15 protein-coding genes and 1 riboswitch are annotated in these 17,391 nt (G+C 48.3%); of the genes, 3 read left to right on the forward strand and 12 right to left on the reverse strand.

Going from position 1 to position 17,391, the window contains the following annotated elements; translation table 11 throughout:
• Nucleotides 1-343: 343 nt before the first annotated feature.
• The 3 genes from pabB to D2910_RS06625 form a co-directional block, all read right to left on the reverse strand.
• Complete coding sequence (gene pabB / locus D2910_RS06610; RefSeq protein ID WP_117312828.1) at nucleotides 344-2,086, reverse strand: aminodeoxychorismate synthase component I; 1,743 nt, start codon at nucleotides 2,084-2,086, stop codon at nucleotides 344-346.
• Nucleotides 2,061-2,687: an anthranilate synthase component II gene (locus D2910_RS06615; protein ID WP_117312829.1), complete on the reverse strand. Its 627-nt coding sequence runs from the start codon at nucleotides 2,685-2,687 to the stop codon at nucleotides 2,061-2,063. Before D2910_RS06615 ends, pabB begins: the two co-directional genes overlap by 26 nt.
• 291 nt (nucleotides 2,688-2,978) lie before the next feature.
• A complete protein-coding gene (locus D2910_RS06625; RefSeq protein WP_101801257.1) occupies nucleotides 2,979-4,475 on the reverse strand; it encodes an amidase in 1,497 nt (498 codons plus the stop codon).
• A 211-nt stretch (nucleotides 4,476-4,686) separates the two neighbouring features.
• Between D2910_RS06625 and D2910_RS06630 the strand changes: the two genes are divergently transcribed.
• From D2910_RS06630 to D2910_RS06640, 3 genes are all read left to right on the forward strand, one after another.
• Nucleotides 4,687-5,754, forward strand: a complete 1,068-nt coding sequence (locus tag D2910_RS06630; RefSeq protein WP_084243747.1) for a Fe(3+) ABC transporter substrate-binding protein — start codon at nucleotides 4,687-4,689, stop codon at nucleotides 5,752-5,754.
• A gap of 330 nt (nucleotides 5,755-6,084) precedes the next feature.
• On the forward strand, nucleotides 6,085-7,716 hold the full coding sequence (locus D2910_RS06635) for an ABC transporter permease (RefSeq protein WP_117312831.1): 1,632 nt from the start codon (nucleotides 6,085-6,087) through the stop codon (nucleotides 7,714-7,716).
• A 1-nt stretch (nucleotide 7,717) separates the two neighbouring features.
• Nucleotides 7,718-8,470, forward strand: coding sequence for an ABC transporter ATP-binding protein (locus tag D2910_RS06640; RefSeq protein WP_117312832.1), 753 nt, complete (start codon nucleotides 7,718-7,720; stop codon nucleotides 8,468-8,470).
• Nucleotides 8,471-8,672: 202 nt separating this feature from the next.
• Here D2910_RS06640 and cls read toward each other — a convergent pair whose 3' ends face one another.
• The 9 genes from cls to D2910_RS06685 all read right to left on the reverse strand — a co-directional run bounded on the left by cls (nucleotide 8,673) and on the right by D2910_RS06685 (nucleotide 16,881).
• Entirely contained in the window at nucleotides 8,673-10,133 is a 1,461-nt protein-coding gene (gene cls, locus D2910_RS06645; RefSeq protein ID WP_338088687.1) for a cardiolipin synthase, read from the reverse strand.
• Nucleotides 10,134-10,241: 108 nt separating this feature from the next.
• Entirely contained in the window at nucleotides 10,242-10,436 is a 195-nt protein-coding gene (locus tag D2910_RS16850) for a hypothetical protein (protein ID WP_084243744.1), read from the reverse strand.
• Nucleotides 10,437-10,533: 97 nt separating this feature from the next.
• The gene (locus D2910_RS16855) at nucleotides 10,534-10,680 is read right to left on the reverse strand and encodes a hypothetical protein (RefSeq protein WP_165850147.1); all 147 of its coding nucleotides are present in this window, start codon (nucleotides 10,678-10,680) and stop codon (nucleotides 10,534-10,536) included.
• 127 nt (nucleotides 10,681-10,807) lie between these two features.
• A complete protein-coding gene (locus tag D2910_RS06655) occupies nucleotides 10,808-11,992 on the reverse strand; it encodes a DUF2812 domain-containing protein (RefSeq protein ID WP_117312834.1) in 1,185 nt (394 codons plus the stop codon).
• Nucleotides 11,989-12,318, reverse strand: coding sequence for a PadR family transcriptional regulator (locus tag D2910_RS06660; protein ID WP_205854590.1), 330 nt, complete (start codon nucleotides 12,316-12,318; stop codon nucleotides 11,989-11,991). Before D2910_RS06660 ends, D2910_RS06655 begins: the two co-directional genes overlap by 4 nt.
• Before the next feature lie 264 nt (nucleotides 12,319-12,582).
• Entirely contained in the window at nucleotides 12,583-13,071 is a 489-nt protein-coding gene (locus D2910_RS06670; protein ID WP_117312837.1) for a flavodoxin domain-containing protein, read from the reverse strand.
• Complete coding sequence (locus D2910_RS06675) at nucleotides 13,052-14,098, reverse strand: ribonucleotide-diphosphate reductase subunit beta (protein WP_117312838.1); 1,047 nt, start codon at nucleotides 14,096-14,098, stop codon at nucleotides 13,052-13,054. Before D2910_RS06675 ends, D2910_RS06670 begins: the two co-directional genes overlap by 20 nt.
• Nucleotides 14,099-14,111: 13 nt before the next feature.
• On the reverse strand, nucleotides 14,112-16,394 hold the full coding sequence (locus D2910_RS06680) for a ribonucleoside-diphosphate reductase subunit alpha (protein WP_117312839.1): 2,283 nt from the start codon (nucleotides 16,392-16,394) through the stop codon (nucleotides 14,112-14,114).
• A gap of 1 nt (nucleotide 16,395) precedes the next feature.
• Entirely contained in the window at nucleotides 16,396-16,881 is a 486-nt protein-coding gene (locus D2910_RS06685) for an acyl-CoA thioesterase (RefSeq protein ID WP_117313070.1), read from the reverse strand.
• 161 nt (nucleotides 16,882-17,042) lie between these two features.
• Nucleotides 17,043-17,219, reverse strand: a riboswitch (cobalamin riboswitch).
• Nucleotides 17,220-17,391: the final 172 nt, after the last annotated feature.

Here is a 17,391-nt window from a genome sequence, read left to right on the forward strand (position 1 = left end):
TAAAGCGTACGGAAATTATTTCAACCATTATTTTAAATTATCGAAAAATGTTTTATCTAAATGCAATGTTACTTACGGAATTTAGTTCCATGCGACTGGGTAACCGGTAGGAAGAGATGTGGAGATTAGGGGAAGTTGCCACTTTATTGGAGATAGGAAAACCGCCTAGTGGATTGGCTGGAGTTATAGGTGTGGGTGAAATACGTTGAGTGATCATAGAATCGTTTGAGTGACCATAGAAATTTTTCTAGCCTTCCACTGATTAAATTTCCACTTCCTTTTAGCCAAAAACAAAAAGCGGCAGGCTTTTCGTAGACGAAAAACCTGCCGCTTCATTTTTTCTTCAAATCATTTCCACCCGCAGCCAGCCACGGACGCTATTGATGAACCAAACAGCATTATAATCTACAAGTTCATCTCTGCGGATGACTTTTTCCTTAATTTCTCCTGCATCCAATAACTGCTGGCGGAAAGTCCCCGGCAATAATCCGCAGCTCACGGGCGGCGTGAAAAACTCTCCATCTTTTTCGACTGCCAGATTGCCGATCGCAAATTCCGTGAGTTCCTGTCTTTCATTCCATAATAATACCGAAAAAGCATCCGCCGGCACTGTTTCCGCGGCTTGTTCATAAACCTGGCGGTACGTGGTTTTATGATAAAGAAATGGATTCCCGCTGTCGATGGCGGCGTCAGCCAGACTGCAATGCACCGGCTCAGTGATTGTCGCCGTTTCCTGCGCCTCCATATTGAACTCGCCTGTGCGGCTGAGCAATAACCGTACTTTGAAGGTCCCCTGCGGAAATTCCTTTGCAAGTTCGGAAAGGCTTGTGATTATCGCCGCTTCATCCACTGGGAAATTAAAATAAGCGGCAGAGTCGAGCATCCTCTTCATATGATAAGAGTGTAATGGATACGTTCTATTCTCAAGCTTCAGCGATTCAAGCAGCTCGAACTCTGGCCTGCGCGTTGTCAGCACTTCGGCTTTCGTCTGCAGTTCTTTGAATTCGCCTTCCGAAGTCGAATCCCAAGTCACTCCCCCACCAACGCCGTAACGCGCGCGATTCGTTTCCTTGTCAACAACCACTGTGCGGATCGGCACACTGAACACTGCATCTTTAGCTGGCGTTATGTATCCGATAGCCCCGCAATATACTTCCCGCGGTGTCGACTCAAGTGCCGCGATCGTCTCCATCGTGCTGATTTTCGGTGCGCCGGTGATTGACCCGCAAGGAAATAAAGCCTTGAACCAGTCCATCATCGTTAAATCCGGAGTAAGCTCCGCCGTGATTGTCGACGTCATCTGGTGGACGGTCGGATACGTTTCCACTTCGAACAGTTTGTCGACTTTGACCGATCCTCTCTTCGCAAGACGGCTCATATCATTTCGAAGCAGGTCCACGATCATCAGGTTCTCTGCCCGCTCTTTTTCAGAAGCCCGCAGTTTGGCAATGTGCATCTTGTCTTCATCGAGTGTGCGGCCTCTTGGAGCTGTGCCTTTCATCGGCTTGGTTGTCAGCTTGCCATTCTGCACTTTGAAGAAAAGCTCAGGTGAAGCGGACAGGATGCTGTAATCGCCGATATTGAGATAAGCACCATAGCCTGCCTGTTGATTACGCGCCAGCTGGCGGTAAAACGCGAAATCACTGCCACTGAAATCCGCATGCAGCCTTTCAGTGTAATTGACTTGGTAAGTATGGCCTTCCGCAATCGCGTTTTTGATGCTGGCAATGCCATTTTTATAATGCGCTGGCGAGCCAGTGAGCTTCCAGTCGCCAACTGAGTAAGTATCAGAATCGGATAAACTCTCTTTCCTAACGTCAGGGTTTTTATAAATCCCAAACCATAATAATGGAAGGGAAGCGATTTCGCGGGTTTTCATTTCAGGGTGAAAAGCCGGTGCCGCTTCGTACGAGACAAATCCAGCGGCGTAATAGCCCCGCTCTGTAGCCTGATCGATTTCTTCTATAATAGAAGGAACTTCTGAAAGCTCCCTTGTTTGCAGAATCCGAACCGGCTCTGAAAATGCGAGCGGTTCAATGTTTCCCTGCTCGTTTTGAAACTCAAAAAGAAGATAGGGTTTCTTCATCTGCCGCATCTCCTTTCTGCGCTGACTTCCAGGCTTTCGCTTGCTCGCAGGCGCTTTTCAACATCTGAAAGCCATCGAGCGTCATGATGGATTCGGGATGAAACTGAATGCCGGTTATGGGCAATTCAAGATGGCGGACGGCCATCACTGACCCGTCATTTGTTTGGGCAGTGATTTCCAGGCAGTCCGGCATTGACCCTGCTTGAGCTTCCAATGAATGATAGCGGGTAATTTGTGTCGGCGAATGGATGCCTTCAAACAACCCTCTCCTATCGTGAGTCATCTCGAATACCTTGCCATGGACGGGCTGGCTGCCTTTGACAATGGCACCGCCGAAATATTCGACAATCGCCTGATGGCCGAGGCAGACGCCTAAAATCGGCATTTTGCACCCCAGCTTTTCAAGCACTTCGCGGCTGGCCCCTTCCATTGAAGGACGGCCGGGACCAGGCGACAGGACGATGAGGTCCGGAGCCAGTTTGTCGATTTCTTCTGCCGTGATTTCGGCATTCTGAAAAACCCGCACTTCGGGGTCTAGCTGTTCAAAATAATGCACAAGATTATATGTGAATGAATCGTAATTATCGATAATAAGAATCATGGAAAACACCTCTTCAATAAGGTTGTTAGGCTGTTTCATTATACGTGTTTCACCGGATAATTGAAAAGCGGACTTCTGCCCAAATATCAGATTGTATCTGAACTGCAAGAAGCCATGGAAAGGATTCAAGGCCAGCTTGCGTTTATCGGCGATTTTTTGGGATTTATCGGCGATTTTCGGAGGTTTATCGGCGATTTTTCATGGTTTATCGGCGATTTTTTTGCTTTTATCGGCGATTTTTCATGGTTTATCGGCGATTCCTTAAAATCCACAAGCCACACTCAAGTCCCATTAAATTTTCAAGCCGGGATTCTTCTTCATTCCTTCCCATAGATCCGTTTGTTCAATCTGGCGCGCCAATTGCAGCAGCAGATGCTCCTGCCCTTTGCCGGCCATCACCTGCACACCCAGCGGCAGACCGTTTTCCGTAACATGGACCGGAATCGATACCGCCGGCTGGCCTGTTAAATTGGCAAGTTGCGTATACGGCGTATAAGTCAGGCTCGGCAGGAACATATCGTAGATGATCTGCTGCTGAGCCGCCATCGTCGAAGCCTGTTCCCAACTGCTGAGCAATCCTGCGCGCGATTCCCGACTATGCGTCAGTTCGCCGACTTTCGGCGCCGGAAAGGCCGTTGCGGGAGTCAGATAGAAGTCATAGCTTTCATGCAGCACGGCCATCTTCGCTGCAGCCGCATCCCATGAAGCGAGACTCGCTGAATAATCGGCAGCCGACACTTTCAATCCCGCCTGGCTCAGCAGCCACGATTCGATTTCCATATCCCCGGCTGTCAGTTCCCGGCCCGCACCTTTTTCCAGATTGCGTACGAGCAGTGCCATTTCTCCGCTGTTCATCAAGTAATAATCCCGCATCAACCCGATACCATCGATGCCATTGCCCTTTTCTTCAACGTGATGCCCTTGCTGTTCGAGCCACTTCGCTGTTTTCATTACCGCTTGGCGCGCATCTGCCGAAACCGGCGTACCAACCGGTGAGTCGATTGAAAAAGCGATTCTTAACGGCCGCTGAAAATCCTTTTCCATTTCTTCGCTGTATTTCCCGGGAAATAAAGGCGTGTGAAAAGCGGCTGCCGGCTGCACTGTCTGCAATAAATCCAGCATGGCCGCACTGTCGCGGATTGATTTCGTCAACACGAAATCGATGGATGCTCCTTGCCATTGCCGCCCCGCACCGGGTCCGACGGGCATGCGTCCGCGCGTCGGCTTTAATCCGAACAGTCCTGTAAAAGAAGCTGGAATGCGGATCGACCCTCCTCCGTCACTTGCTCCGGCAATCGGCACAATACCGGAAGCGACCGCGGCAGCTGAGCCGCCGCTTGACCCGCCCGGGGAATGATCCGGATTCCACGGGTTACGGCTCGGACCATAAAGTTCCGGTTCGCTGATATTTTTCAATCCGAATTCCGGTGTATTCGTATGTCCCACAAACGTAAAACCGGCACTTCTGAGTTTCGCCGTTAAATGGGAATCCTGGGCAGCTTTCATTTCTTTCAGTAATTTCGAGCCGGCCGTCAGCCCTTCCCCTTTCAACGCCTGTGAAATATTTTTCAAAGCCATCGGGACGCCGGAAAACCCTCCGTCGGCCAGCCCATCCAGCGATTGTTCCGCCAGCTCCCTGCGTGTTGCGGTGAAAGCATTCAGCGCCGGCTCCACCTGCTCCAGCCGTTTAAAGCTGAGTTCCAGCAATTCCGCAGCACTCACTTCTTTATTCTTCAAGGAAGCGGCCATTCCGACTGCATCCAGTTGCATATAATCCTTCAAGTTCATTGTGATTCCCCTTCTGTTTCAAATTTCGTTTCATGTACAAAAAGTATAGCATCTATTTTTTTCCATCACATATGTCGGTAATAAGAAGATGGTTTATTATTTTTTATATAATATTAAAATTTTATGATTTAGGCATTGACTTTTAGTTTCACATCACTACAATTGATATTGAGAATCATTTTCATTTAAAATAAAAGGAGAGAAATTATTCATGAAAAAGCTTTTATTTCTTGTCATTGCATTATCAGCTCTGATCCTTGCTGCATGTGGCGGCCAGGCGAAAGAAGAGGAAACAGACAGCAAAACTGCTACTGAGGCAACAGACAGCAAGGAAGTTAATCTTTATACAGCACGTCATTACGACGTCGACGATGAATTATACGCAAAATTCGAAGAAGAAACAGGCATCAAAGTGAATGTCATCAAAGGCGAAGCCGATGAATTGCTTGAGCGCATCAAACGCGAAGGCGACGCGACACAGGCAGACCTGTTCCTGACAGCTGACGCCGGCCGTCTGCACCGCGCAAAAACAGATGAATTGCTGCAGCCGGTTTCAAGCGACCTGTTGGATGAGCAAGTTCCTGAAAACTTCCAGGACAGCGACCAGATGTGGTATGGCCTGACGAAACGTGCACGTGTCATCCTGTATGATAAAGAAACAGTAAAACCTGAAGATCTTTCCACTTATGAAGCTTTGACTGAAGAGCAATGGAACGGCCGCGTGCTGATCCGCAGCTCTGAAAACGTTTATAATCAATCCCTGTTGGCTTCGTTCATCGAAATCAACGGTGAAGAACAAGCTAAAGAATGGGCAGCCGGCATGGTCAATAACTTTGCGCGTGACCCTGAAGGCGGAGACCGCGACCAGGCGAAAGCCATTGCTGCAGGTATTGGCGATGTGGCAATCATGAACACGTATTACTTCGGCCAGATGCTGAATTCCGAAGATCCTGAAGAAGTGAAAGTTGCAGAAGGCCTTGGTGTCTTCTTCCCGAACCAGGACACAACCGGCACACACGTCAATGTCAGCGGCGCTGGTGTTGTCAAAGCAGCGAAAAACAAGGATAATGCAGTGAAGCTGCTTGAATTCCTATCCGCTCCGGAAGCTCAGGAGACTTTCGCTTCCGCTAACTATGAGTATCCGGTCAACCCAAATGTTGAACCGAGCGAATTATTGGCATCATGGGGTGATTTCAAAGAACAGGATATCCCGTTATCCGTTCTTGGCGACAACAATTCTAAAGCCATCCTGATCTTCAATGAAGTCGGCTGGAAATAAAGAAAAGCGGAAACGGCCGTTCAGCTCCGATAAGCAAGAGATGGTCCAAATGTAATTTGGACATCTCTTTGCGACGAAGCTAGCGAAGCGATGCAGGAGCAGTAAGGTTTTTCGCGATTTGGCGAAATGGCGTCTTTTCAGCCATGCAGCCAAAGTGGCTTACGACTCGAGGAGCTGGCCGTTGGAGTCTGGACACGAATAGACTCATACAAAGAAACTTCAAACTTTTAATAATTTGATTTTCTTATCCATTAAAGAAAAGCGCAAGCCCTTGCTGCAACTACAATTGCAGCAGGGGATTTCTTGCGATTGGAAAGAGGTGCCAGAAACGTGCAACACAGATTCGCAAATATAAATGCCTGGACAGTCGGCGCGGTGATCATCATCATCCTGCTGTTCCTGCCGAACCTGACGATTGTATCCGGTCTGTTCACCCCTTCCAACGAAAATTGGGAGCACATGAAAGAATTTGTGCTATGGGGCTTTGTAAAAAACTCGTTGATCCTGACTGCCGCAACGGCCTTTTTCACCATCATGATCGGTTTGAGTCTGGCATGGCTGATTGCGCAATATGATTTCCCGATGCGCCGGTTCCTGAAATGGGCGCTGATCCTGCCGCTTTCCATTCCGCCGTTCATCGGTGCCTACACCTATCACGGCATGCTGAGCCATACGGGAATCATTCAAACGACATTGCGCGATACGTTTGGTGTCACCCTTAATCCCGCGTTTTTCGATATCATGAATCTGCCGGGTGCGATTTTCATTTACACGATGTTCCTGTTTCCTTATGTGTATTCAATTACGCAAGTTTATCTGTCCCAGCAATCCGCTTCGTTGATTGAGAGCACACGCATCCTCGGCAAAGGGCCATGGAAGACTTTCTTTCAGGTCGTGCTGCCGATTTCGCGGATTTCCATCATTGCGGGAGCCAGCCTGGTCGTTCTGGAAGTATTGAATGACTATGGTGTGGTAAAATATTATGGTGTTCAGACTTTTACAACCGCTATTTTTCAAACCTGGTTCGGACTCGGTGATATCGAATCATCGATCAAACTCGCCGCATCGCTGATGGGCTTTGTCATTTTGATCCTGATGATCGAGAAACTTCTCCGGGGCCGGCGCCAATACAGTTATTCAACTACAAAGGTCCGCCCGCTTCCGCTGATTACACTATCAGGCTGGAAAGCGGCCGCCGCGACAGGATACGGCTTCATCATCCTGTCACTGGCCTTTTTCATACCGGTCGCTCAATTGATTGACTGGACCGTCCTCACCTTCGGCACCATTCCGATGGGTGAATTTATGAGTTACGTGAAAAATTCCGTTTTCGTTGCCGGACTCAGCGCGAGCTTGATCATCATTTTCGCACTGATTGTCGGCAATTTCGCCCGTATGGTGCGCGGCCGCCTCGGCAAATTGCTGCCGCGTTTGACGGTTCTTGGCTATTCGATACCCGGTGCCGTCATCGCCGTCGCAGTGGTCACCGCCTTTATTGGGCTGGACCGCTTCCTGGCACCGGTTTACGTATGGGCAGGCTTCAGCACGACGCTTGTCCTGAGCGTCAGCATCGTGCTGCTGGTGACAGCGTATATTATCCGGTTCTTTGCCATCGGCTATAATTCCATTGAAACAGGTTACGATAAAATCGGCACCAATTTCCGGGACGCTTCCCGCACCCTCGGCCTCGGCGTCACGAAAACATTCTTCAAAGTCGATATGCCGATGATGAAAGGCGCCATTATCAGCGGCTTTATCCTGGTATTCATCGATGTTTTGAAAGAAATCCCGTTGACGCTGATTTTGCGTCCGTTCAATTTCGATACACTTTCCACCAAAGCTTTTCAATACGCAAGTGATGAAAAAATCATGGAAGCTTCACAGGCTTCCTTGCTGATTGTCGGTATTAGTGCCCTGGCCATTGTTTTCTTTTATAAGTTCCTTGAAAGGGAGTTGGATTAGCATGTTTGTGGCGATCGAAGATGTCTGTTTTTCGTACTCAAATGCAGAAACCAAAGCACTGGATAATTTCACACTGAAGATTGAAAAAGGGGAAGTCATCTCCATCCTCGGACGCAGCGGCAGCGGCAAAAGCACGGTGCTGCGCTTATTGGCGGGCCTCGAAAAACCTGAAAAGGGGCGGCTCGTCATCCAGGATGAAGTACTTTTTGACAATAAAACCTTCCTGCAGCCTGAAAAACGCGGCATCGGCATGGTATTCCAGGATTACGCACTTTTCCCTCATCTGACCGTTGCCGAGAACATCCTGTTCGGCTTGTTCCGAATGAAAAAAGCAGAGAAGAAAAAACGCCTTCAGGAAGTCTTGGAGCTAGTGGAATTACAGGATTTCGGAAAACGCTACCCGCATCAATTGAGCGGCGGCCAACAGCAGCGTGTCGCCATTGCGCGCGCCGTTGCACCGAATCCTCACCTTATCCTGCTGGATGAACCGTTCAGCAACCTCGACGCGGAACTTCAAGGTAAAATCCGCGAAGATCTGCGCGATATCCTGAAAAAAGCGAATATCACATCGATTTTTGTTACACACGATGAAAAAGATGCCCATATTCTCGCCGACCGCATCGTCCGTTTAAAAGATGGGCGCATCGATTTTGTCGGACGCCCTTGCGATATGCTCGATACCTATCGCCAGCCGGGCATGCAGCAGCCATCGACAAAAGGTTTTGTCGAGAAGAATCTGATCGGCATTAACTGAAAAAATCCCCGTTGCTCGATTGAAGAGCGGCGGGGATTTTTTCGGCGTCTTTCGGATGCACGAATAACACCATGAAAGCCTGATAATTATTAAGTTGAGCATAAACCTGCTATTTGCGCGCATAACCGTCAGAAAACACTTCCTAAAATAGCGGCCCGGAATTCTCCAGGCCGCTATTTCCATCTTTTCTCCGTTTTTCTGATTATAAAATCGGCGAAACCAGCTTCGCAATGTCCTGTTTCCCTTTCTCAAGCCAAGTTTGATTCTTGAAAGTCTCTTCCGTTAATTCGACTGACAGCTTCTTGTCCTGGAAGAAGGTGTCCGCCATATTGCGGCTCGCTTCCACGCCGTAGACGAACGCGTTCAATTCGAAATTCAATGCGAAACTGCGGATATCCATATTCGCAGAGCCGACCGTATACGCTTTTTCGTCCACAATCAGCGTCTTCGCATGCAGAAATCCATTCTTGTAGCTGTACACTTTCACCCCGTCCGGCAGCAGCTCCCGCACGAAAGACAGTGTCGCCGAATGCACAAACATATGGTCTGCCATGTGCGGAATCATGATTTGAACATCGACTCCTCCGAGAGACGCCGTCTTCAGCGCGTCCATTATGGATTTATCCGGAATAAAATAAGGCGTCTGCAGATAGATCGATTCGCGCGCATGATGAATCATCTTCAAAAATCCATTTTTAATGTCTTCATGCGTTTCCAGTGGACCGCTTGCAACAATCTGCATGGGCACACCTTCTTTATTGTCCAGCTTCGGAAAATAATTTTCGGCGTACTTCATCGGGTATTTGGCGGCCGCCTGATTCCAGTCGATGAAAAAGCGGTTTTGCAGCGAATGGACAATCTCCCCTTCGACGCGGAGATGCGTGTCCCGCCAGTAGCCGAACTCTTTTTTCCTGCCTATATATTCATCGCCCACATTAAAGCCGCCGATATAACCGACCTTTCCGTCCACCACCACCAACTTTCGGTGATTCCGGTGGTTCAGCCTTGGATTGATGCTCGACAAAATCGCGGGCAGAAACGCTGTTGCCCTTCCGCCGGCTCTATTCAAATCCTCGAAGAAATCTTTCGGCAGACTTCTGGATCCCAGGTCATCATAGAGGAACAGGACTTTTACTCCCTGCTGTGCTTTTTCCGTCAATAAAGCCAGCAGCCGCTTGCCGATATCATCGTCTTTCATAATGAAATACTGCAAGTGGATATGATTTTGCGCCTGCCTTATGTCATTGAATAAAGCTTCAAATTTGTTTGCTCCGTCGTTATAAATGATAATATCCGTGGCAGTCGACAATGGGGCTTCCGTCCGGACCATATTCATCTGGACAATATCTTTCATTTCCTTGGCGACAGGTGAAGAAATTGCTGATTCCCCTGATTTTATTTCTTTCAGCTGCTGGTCCACCATCGCTTCAAAATCATCATTTTCGTAGGCAGCCGGCCGTTTCAGCCGATCTCTCCGCAACGGTTTTCCGAATAACAGGTAAAGGATGAAGCCCAGAATCGGGATGAAAAAGAGGATCAGGATCCAGGCCCATGCGGAAGAAGCTGTTTTGCGTTCAAAAAACAAGATGAAAAACGCCAGCACTATATTCAATATGATAAACAAGTTACTTAATGTACTGATCCATTCGAATGAAATCTGAATCCCTCCTCCAGTTCCGGCTTTTGTTTATAAAACATACTTATTTAATCCATACCCGCCGCACCTGCGTTTAAAAAGTAAAAAACCAACCGCATTTTGCGGTTGGCTTGTTCAGTCTTCCTCTTCTTCGTCTTCTTCGCCTTCTTTCGGCTCTTCTTCCGGAATAATTTCTTCTTCGCCTTCTTCCGGCGTTACATCGATATCTTCGTCGTTATTCTGTTCGTTTTCTGCATCACCACAGGCAGCCAGCATACCGACAGAAAGAAATGCGGCCGCACCGAGTTTTGCCCATTTGGCTTGTGCCATCTGAATTCCTCCTTTTCTGATCGGTTGTTCTATGCTATACCTTTACCCTCTGTGCTTGGGTTAAACACATTTTGAAGGCAGACTGTCGCCAGGTGAATTATTCTTCGCTTTCTGCCAACCTGCTGGAACGGGTGATTTGAAAAATGTTCTCACCCTTAAGTTTATTTGAATAACCAGTCAGATCTTCGAGTACTGCATGTTCATCGGCAGTCGCCTGCCATGCTTCCCTATTCGCCGTTTCCATGCGCTAATGCAACTCCCTTCAAAGATTAGACGGGTGCCGAAACCGTTTTGACCCCTAACTTTTTATTATAAATGAAAAAATGGCTCCGCAATTGCGGAGCCTTTGGAATGATGTAAAAGTCACTGTTTCAATTACTCCAGGCGGCTGCCTGTTTTCTTAAGCGGCCATAATATGACCAGATGCGCACGATGAATGTGCCAAATATCAGTACTGCCAGAAGCATCATGCCGCTGCTGTTCCATAAAAACCTATCCTGAATTGTATCTGCACTACTCATAATATTGATGATGAAATAAATATAGAAAGCAACAAGCGGCGAGAACATGGCCGTATAAGTCAGCGCAATCCTTTTTGCGTGTTTGAGCCGGCTGCTTTGATCGCTGTACAGTTGCGGCCGCTCTTCGGTTTCACCATAAGTTTTGCTCCAGATCGTCCACTTCTCCATATTCGAAAACGAAGTGAACTCTTCATGCCATCCCGCTTCCCGGTGGATGGCAAAATAACTCTCGGTCGGCCCTCGCTGATAATCTATACTGTATGCAATCCGGCGGGGCTCACCTTTAACGAAGTGGAAGATGGTACCGATTTTATTGACCCGGTAAAGGTTTAAACCGCGCTGTTCCATCGACTCCAGCCATTGTTCCATTTTATCGGGCGAATACATCCAGCTGAATTTTACCTTCGTCACCCAGCGCCCGGCCTTCTTCAATTCCTTTTCACCCTGCTGATCGATTTCATCGACTGGCCAGAATCCATCTGTCGTTCCATCAAGTTCCTTATTCGTCCCGGTGATTTTGGCGATCGAATAAATTCCGAGAACCATGGTTCCCAACAGGATCGCGAAGAAGATAAATGTCAGGATCCACAGCGGACTTTCCACTATATTAATGCCGCCGTCCTGTCTGTAGGAAGAAGCGAGCATTGAAATATTCGCCATCAGCATACCGGCGACATAAAAGGAAATTCCATAGTAAATGTATGTAATCATGCGGTTATGCTTAATGATCCCCTCACGAATCGGTGATGTTTTTATAGCGCTTTCGGGCTGCTCATTAAAAGTGAATTCCCAGTTGCCTGCGGTTCCAGCCTTTTCCCAGCCTTCCGCCTGCAGCGTTTTCGGCAATACGGACGAACTCATCTTGTTATAGGCTATGCGGTACACGCGAGTCGCCGGTTCCTGCTCCTGAAAATAAAAGCAGCGCGTCCAACGGTTCAGCTTGGTAAAGATCAACCCTTGTGCCGCCATCTCTGCCAGCCAGTCTTCTGTTTGCTTCACATCATAACTCCAGAATGGCCTGTAAATTTTCTTCATCCGAATTCCCCCTCGAACGCAATTGCATTGCGATGCACTTCTTTAATCCTCGTTATTTCCACTTTCATCAATTCTTTGCCGGCATCTGTGATCTCATAGACGGTCTTCCGCTGTTCATCAGCGAACACCGTGATCACGCCATCTTTCTGCATCTTCGTCAACGTGCCGTAAACCGTGCCGGAGCCAAGCACCAGGCGGCCGGCTGTAATATCTTCCACATGCTTGACGATGCCGTAGCCATGCCGCGGCTCCGTTAATGACAATAAAATATAAAAAGCCGTCTCGGTCATCGGCACATATTTCTTCAGCATTTTCTGGATTTCCACGGGCAGCCCTCTTTTTCACTATGTCATACCTTGACTATATCACGACGTGACATAAAAGGGTAGATTTTTTTCTGATGAAATGTGGGAGGCTTGTCGGGGTTTTACGTTTATCGGCGATTTCTGAGGATTTATCAGCGATTTTTCCCTGTTTATCGGCGATTTTTTTGGGTTTATCGGCGATTTTCAGACGTTTATCAGCGATTTTTTCTAATTTATCAGCAATTCTCCATAAATCCGTCAAAAAAACGCAAAGCGACTCCACTTTCAAGTCGCTTTGCGTTTTCTCTTTTCATCAGCTTCCACCAGTCGCCTGACCACTGCTTCCACAAACTTTTCACACCGCACCAGATCTTGTTCCTGCGGCATCAGTTCGATCTTCAGCGTCGCAGCCAAATTAGTGTGAACATACAGCATGTCACGGAAGCGGTTGACCGCTCCGCAGAATTCCGCAAAGAAGCTGTCCCCTGTCCCGAACACGGCCGTCACCAGTTCGGGACGCCGCAATTCTTCAAATGCTTCAAACAGCTCCTGCATCTCTGCCGGAATTTCTCCGCTTCCCCATGTATACGTGCCGACGATAACTATATCGTAACGTCCGAGTTTATTTATATCGAAATGATCGATCTCATAGACGTCGGGCAAAAAGCCTGCAGCCCGGAAACGTTCCGTCAAAACTTCAGCCACCGCCCCAGTATTGCCGGTGACCGATGCATAGACAAGAGCGATTTTCTGATTACAATTCATCAAACCCATTGGATTGGGACACTTTCGAATACGTGCGCGATTTCTGTTCGAAGAAATCCGATTTCGTGCCGTTCATCATATCATCGCCGAATACCTGGATCCATGGCATGGGATTGCTGCGTTCTTCGTAGAGATTTTTCATGCCCAGCTGGCGCAACCGTTTATTTGCAAGATATTCGACGTAATCGCCGAATTCATCCAAATCGAGTCCTTCGATATCCCCCAGGATATACTCGGCCCATTCTTTTTCAAGCTGTACGGCCTGATCCACCGTCCGGTATATATAAGCGATATTCTCTTCATTATTCAACTCGGGATTTTCCGTCAATAGGATGCGGACAAACTGACCGATGAAGTAAGCATGCTGCATCTCGTCACGCTGGATATAACTGATCATCGTGCTCGTTTTCAGCATCTTCTGCTGACGCGCCAGGTGATAGAAGAATGCAAAGCCGGCATAGAAATAAATGCCTTCGAGGTTGATCGAATTGATGCCCAGCTGGAATAAAGTCTGCGGCGTCGGGTTCTGGCGGAATTCTTCGTAAGCATCAAGAATCAAATCATTGCGCTTCCGCACGACCGGATCGCTTTTCGCCTGGTTGAAGCGCTCGTTCTGCTCAGCGACCGACACAAGCGAACTCAGAATATAGGAATACGATTCGTTATGGACCGCTTCCTGCTGCGAGATGACCGCAAAAATCGCTTTGAAACTTGAGTCGGTCACATAATCCATCGCCATCGTCATTGTCGGCGTCTGCAAGGAATCGAGAGAGGCCAGCTGCGTATTGATGCGCAGGAAGACATCGCGCTCCGTATCCGTCAGGTGATCCCATTGTTTGATGTCGTCCTGCATATTGATTTCCTGCGCTTTCCAGAAATTCGACAGTAACGTTTGATACAAATCGTACATCTGCGGATAGGCAATATCGTTCCAATTCAATAATCCGGAAGATTTACCGTTCAGTATGCCTGTCGATTTATTTGGGTGCTCAGGGTTGAGCAATTTGATCTTCGTTAATGGTGAATCGATTGCCATCATTAGTCCTCCCTTAGCTTTGGCACGCTTCGCATTCTTCGATTTCTGCCTGTGAAGTGCTGCGTACGTAATAAGTCGTTTTCAATCCCTGCTGCCATGCTTCCAGGTGAAGTTCCAGCAATTCCTTCGCTTTCACGGTATGCGGTACATACAGATTGAAGCTGATTGCCTGGTCGATATGGCGCTGTCTCGCCGCATTTTGGCGGATGCTCCATTTCTGATCCAGTACATGTCTCGCACGGCGGTAATAATCATACGTCCGGTGATCGAGATCCGGCGCTGTCACTTTAAATTTGAAGTTCTTCTTCTCTTCCGCATACTCCACGGCATAGAGCGGATCGATTCCGTCTGTGGAGCCGCCGATTTTTGCGGTCGACGAGTTCGGTGCAACAGCCATCATCCAGCCATTGCGGACGCCGTGTTCGGTGATTTCTTTTTGCAGCTCCTGCCATTTCTCACCTTCATAGCCTTTGCGGCTGAAGTATTCGCCCGTCTGCCATTCCGAGCCGGCAAATTCACTATAGCTGCCTTTTTCTTTCGCCAGTTCCATCGACGAGCGGATAGAGTGATAGGCAATTTCTTCATATAATTTATCCGCAAATTCAACGGCTCTTTCCGTTTCCCAGTGGATGCCTTCAAGCGCCAATAAGTGATGCCAGCCGAAAGTTCCGAGACCAACTGCGCGATATTTTTTATTCGTGGCATCGGCCTGCCCTACAGAAATCGTGTTCAAGTCGATGACATTATCCAGCATGCGCATCTGAATCGGCACCAAGCGCTCTAGAACGTCCGCTTTCACCGCGCGCGGCAGATTGATCGATGACAGGTTGCAGACCACGAAATCGCCCGGTTTGCGTACCATCACCAGATTGCCGTCTTCGTCCGTGAATTCTTTGACAATTGTGGTAGCTGACATATTTTGAGTGATTTCGCTGCACAAATTACTGCAATAAATCGACGTCAATCCACGTCCACGCAGATGCTTGTTCGGATTCTGGCGGTTGACTTCATCGCGGTAGAACATATACGGCGTGCCAGTTTCAAGCTGTGACACCATAATGCGCGCCATGATATCCATTGCCCGGTACGTCTTTCTCGGCAATAAAGGATTAGCAACCGCTTCTTCATATTTTTCGGTGAAGTAGGCACGGTCGGTATCATCATAGAAATCTTCCAGACCAAGTGCGTTGCCGTTCGCATCTTTCCAGCCCATCACTTGCTTAACCTGATGCGGGCAGAATGTGTTCCACTCGCCGACACTGCGGCCATTTTCATCCGTTTCCTTCAATTTCTCCATAAACAGATCCGGAATTGAAACACCCGTGAAAATATCATGTGCTTTCCGGCGCTCATCCCCGTTATTCGTTTTCAGATCCAGGAAGCCGTTCATGATGTCTTTATGGAAAACGTCCAGGTAAACCGCCACCGCTCCCTGACGCTGCCCGAGCTGATCGACGCTGACCGCCGTATCGTTTACGAGGCGGATCCACGGGATGATGCCTGATGAATTGCCTTTGAATTTCTTGATGTCCGATCCAAGCGCGCGCACTTTGCCATAATAAATGCCGAGTCCGCCGCCGTCTTTGCTGAGCCGCGCAATGTCCCAATTGTTCAGGTAGATGCCGTCCAGCGAATCATCCACCGTGTCGATAAAGCAGGAAGACAATTGGCCAAAGCTTTTGCCTGCATTCGACAGAGTCGGCGTCGCCACCGTCATATACAGATTACTCATAGCCCAGTAAGCTTCCCGCACAAGTTCCGTCCGCTTGTCAGCCGGCTCGTTCTGCATCAGCGCCATCGCAATGACCAAAAAGCGCTCCTGCGGCAATTCATGGAGATTGCCTTCATAATCTTTTGCCAGGTAGCGGTCCGCCAACAGGAACAAGCCGATGTAATTGAATAATTGGTCGCGTTCCGGCTCGATGACTGCACCCAGTTCCCTGATTTCCGCTTCGGAATAAGCTGCCAGCAACTCATTCGAATAAATATCGATACGTGAGAGTTTTTCAACAAGCTGATAGAAATCACCGTACTTTTCCTGCGCTTCGTAGCCGCGGCTCGCAGCCGCTTGCCGATAAAGCTCGCTGCAATAAAGTTCTGCTGCAAGAAATGTCCATTTCGGTTCATCCATCGAAATGCGGTTCAGCGCATAAAGCATGGATTGTTCCGTATCAATCTTGCCATCCAGCTCGCCGATTTTATTGCGCAACGCTGTAGTATCGAGACCATGCAACCGCTCTGCACGTTCCAATGCTTTTTCGACTGCATCCATTTCTGTTGAGATTCCCATTTTCATATCAGACCAGCTCCTTCGCGAATTCGTTCAGTTTCATACGGCGTTCTTTCCGTGCCTGTGCACTTTTGAAAAGATTCTTTTCTTTGTCCGTTTCAGGGATGACTCCGGGAACAGGCGTCGGCTTGCTGTTTTCATCGACGGCCACCATTGTCAGGATGGCGGTGGTCGTCAGCGTGCGTCCGCGCGTTTCAATATCCTGGCATTCCGCTTTCACATACACTTCCATCGAAGTCCTGCCGGTTGAAATGACCACGCCTTCCAGGATCAGCACATTGCCGATCCTTGCCGATGACAGGAAATTGACTGAATCGATCGATGCCGTCACCACGACTTTGCCGCTGTGCTTCATCGCCGTGATCGCAGCGATTTCATCAATATAGGCGAGCACCGTTCCGCCAAAAATCGTGCCCATATGATTCGTATCCGGCGGCAGCACCAGCCTCGTTTGAATTGTCCTCGATATGCCCGCTGAAATCTGCTGTTCCATTAAATCATCATCCCTTCCGAATAAAAAACAACCATAGAAAAACCCATCTTCTCCGGAGAGAGGATGGGTTGAATAACGCAGCATAAAAGGAATGGAGCAGCCGAAAATTGCTTCGGTTCCTGTTAAGACCATCGTTACACCCCCCAGCTCCCGGAGAAGGCAATTAACATATAACGAAGGCAGGTCTCCTGGCTTGTGCGTCATCCTTTGCTATGGCCTTCCCATCTTTCGACAGTGGTTTCCATAGCTCGTCAGCACTTACAGTTGCGGGTACAGCTCCGGATTTTCACCGGCTTCCCTATTAAGCCTTTTCAGGCACCTTCGTTATCGGTTTTTACTATATATTGTGTTTTCTTATGTACTATACACTAAATATTGTATTTCTAAACTATATCTTAGCCAGTATGTTTTGGCAATGGCAGATTTCATTTTTTCTTAAAATCCACTCTCTCGATTATAGCAATCCAGCACAAATATGAAAGGGATAAATGATTATCTGAAAATAACAAT

The sequence above is a fragment of the Planomicrobium okeanokoites genome (genome assembly GCF_003428875.1).
In the GTDB taxonomy this organism is placed as follows: Bacteria; Bacillota; Bacilli; order Bacillales_A; family Planococcaceae; genus Planococcus; species Planococcus okeanokoites.

Bases quoted from the DNA above. Each gene is read 5' to 3' on its own strand.
- D2910_RS06640 (WP_117312832.1), top strand. From the start codon at position 7,718: ATGTTTGTGGCGATCGAAGATGTCTGTTTTTCGTACTCAAATGCAGAA.
- D2910_RS06615 (WP_117312829.1), bottom strand. From the start codon at position 2,687: ATGATTCTTATTATCGATAATTACGATTCATTCACATATAATCTTGTG.
- D2910_RS06655 (WP_117312834.1), bottom strand. From the start codon at position 11,992: ATGAAGAAAATTTACAGGCCATTCTGGAGTTATGATGTGAAGCAAACA.
- D2910_RS06675 (WP_117312838.1), bottom strand. From the start codon at position 14,098: ATGGCAATCGATTCACCATTAACGAAGATCAAATTGCTCAACCCTGAG.
- D2910_RS16850 (WP_084243744.1), bottom strand. From the start codon at position 10,436: ATGGCACAAGCCAAATGGGCAAAACTCGGTGCGGCCGCATTTCTTTCT.
- D2910_RS06680 (WP_117312839.1), bottom strand. From the start codon at position 16,394: ATGAAAATGGGAATCTCAACAGAAATGGATGCAGTCGAAAAAGCATTG.
- D2910_RS06625 (WP_101801257.1), bottom strand. From the start codon at position 4,475: ATGAACTTGAAGGATTATATGCAACTGGATGCAGTCGGAATGGCCGCT.
- D2910_RS16855 (WP_165850147.1), bottom strand. From the start codon at position 10,680: ATGGAAACGGCGAATAGGGAAGCATGGCAGGCGACTGCCGATGAACAT.
- pabB (WP_117312828.1), bottom strand. From the start codon at position 2,086: ATGAAGAAACCCTATCTTCTTTTTGAGTTTCAAAACGAGCAGGGAAAC.
- D2910_RS06670 (WP_117312837.1), bottom strand. From the start codon at position 13,071: ATGGGTTTGATGAATTGTAATCAGAAAATCGCTCTTGTCTATGCATCG.
- D2910_RS06630 (WP_084243747.1), top strand. From the start codon at position 4,687: ATGAAAAAGCTTTTATTTCTTGTCATTGCATTATCAGCTCTGATCCTT.
- D2910_RS06685 (WP_117313070.1), bottom strand. From the start codon at position 16,881: ATGGAACAGCAGATTTCAGCGGGCATATCGAGGACAATTCAAACGAGG.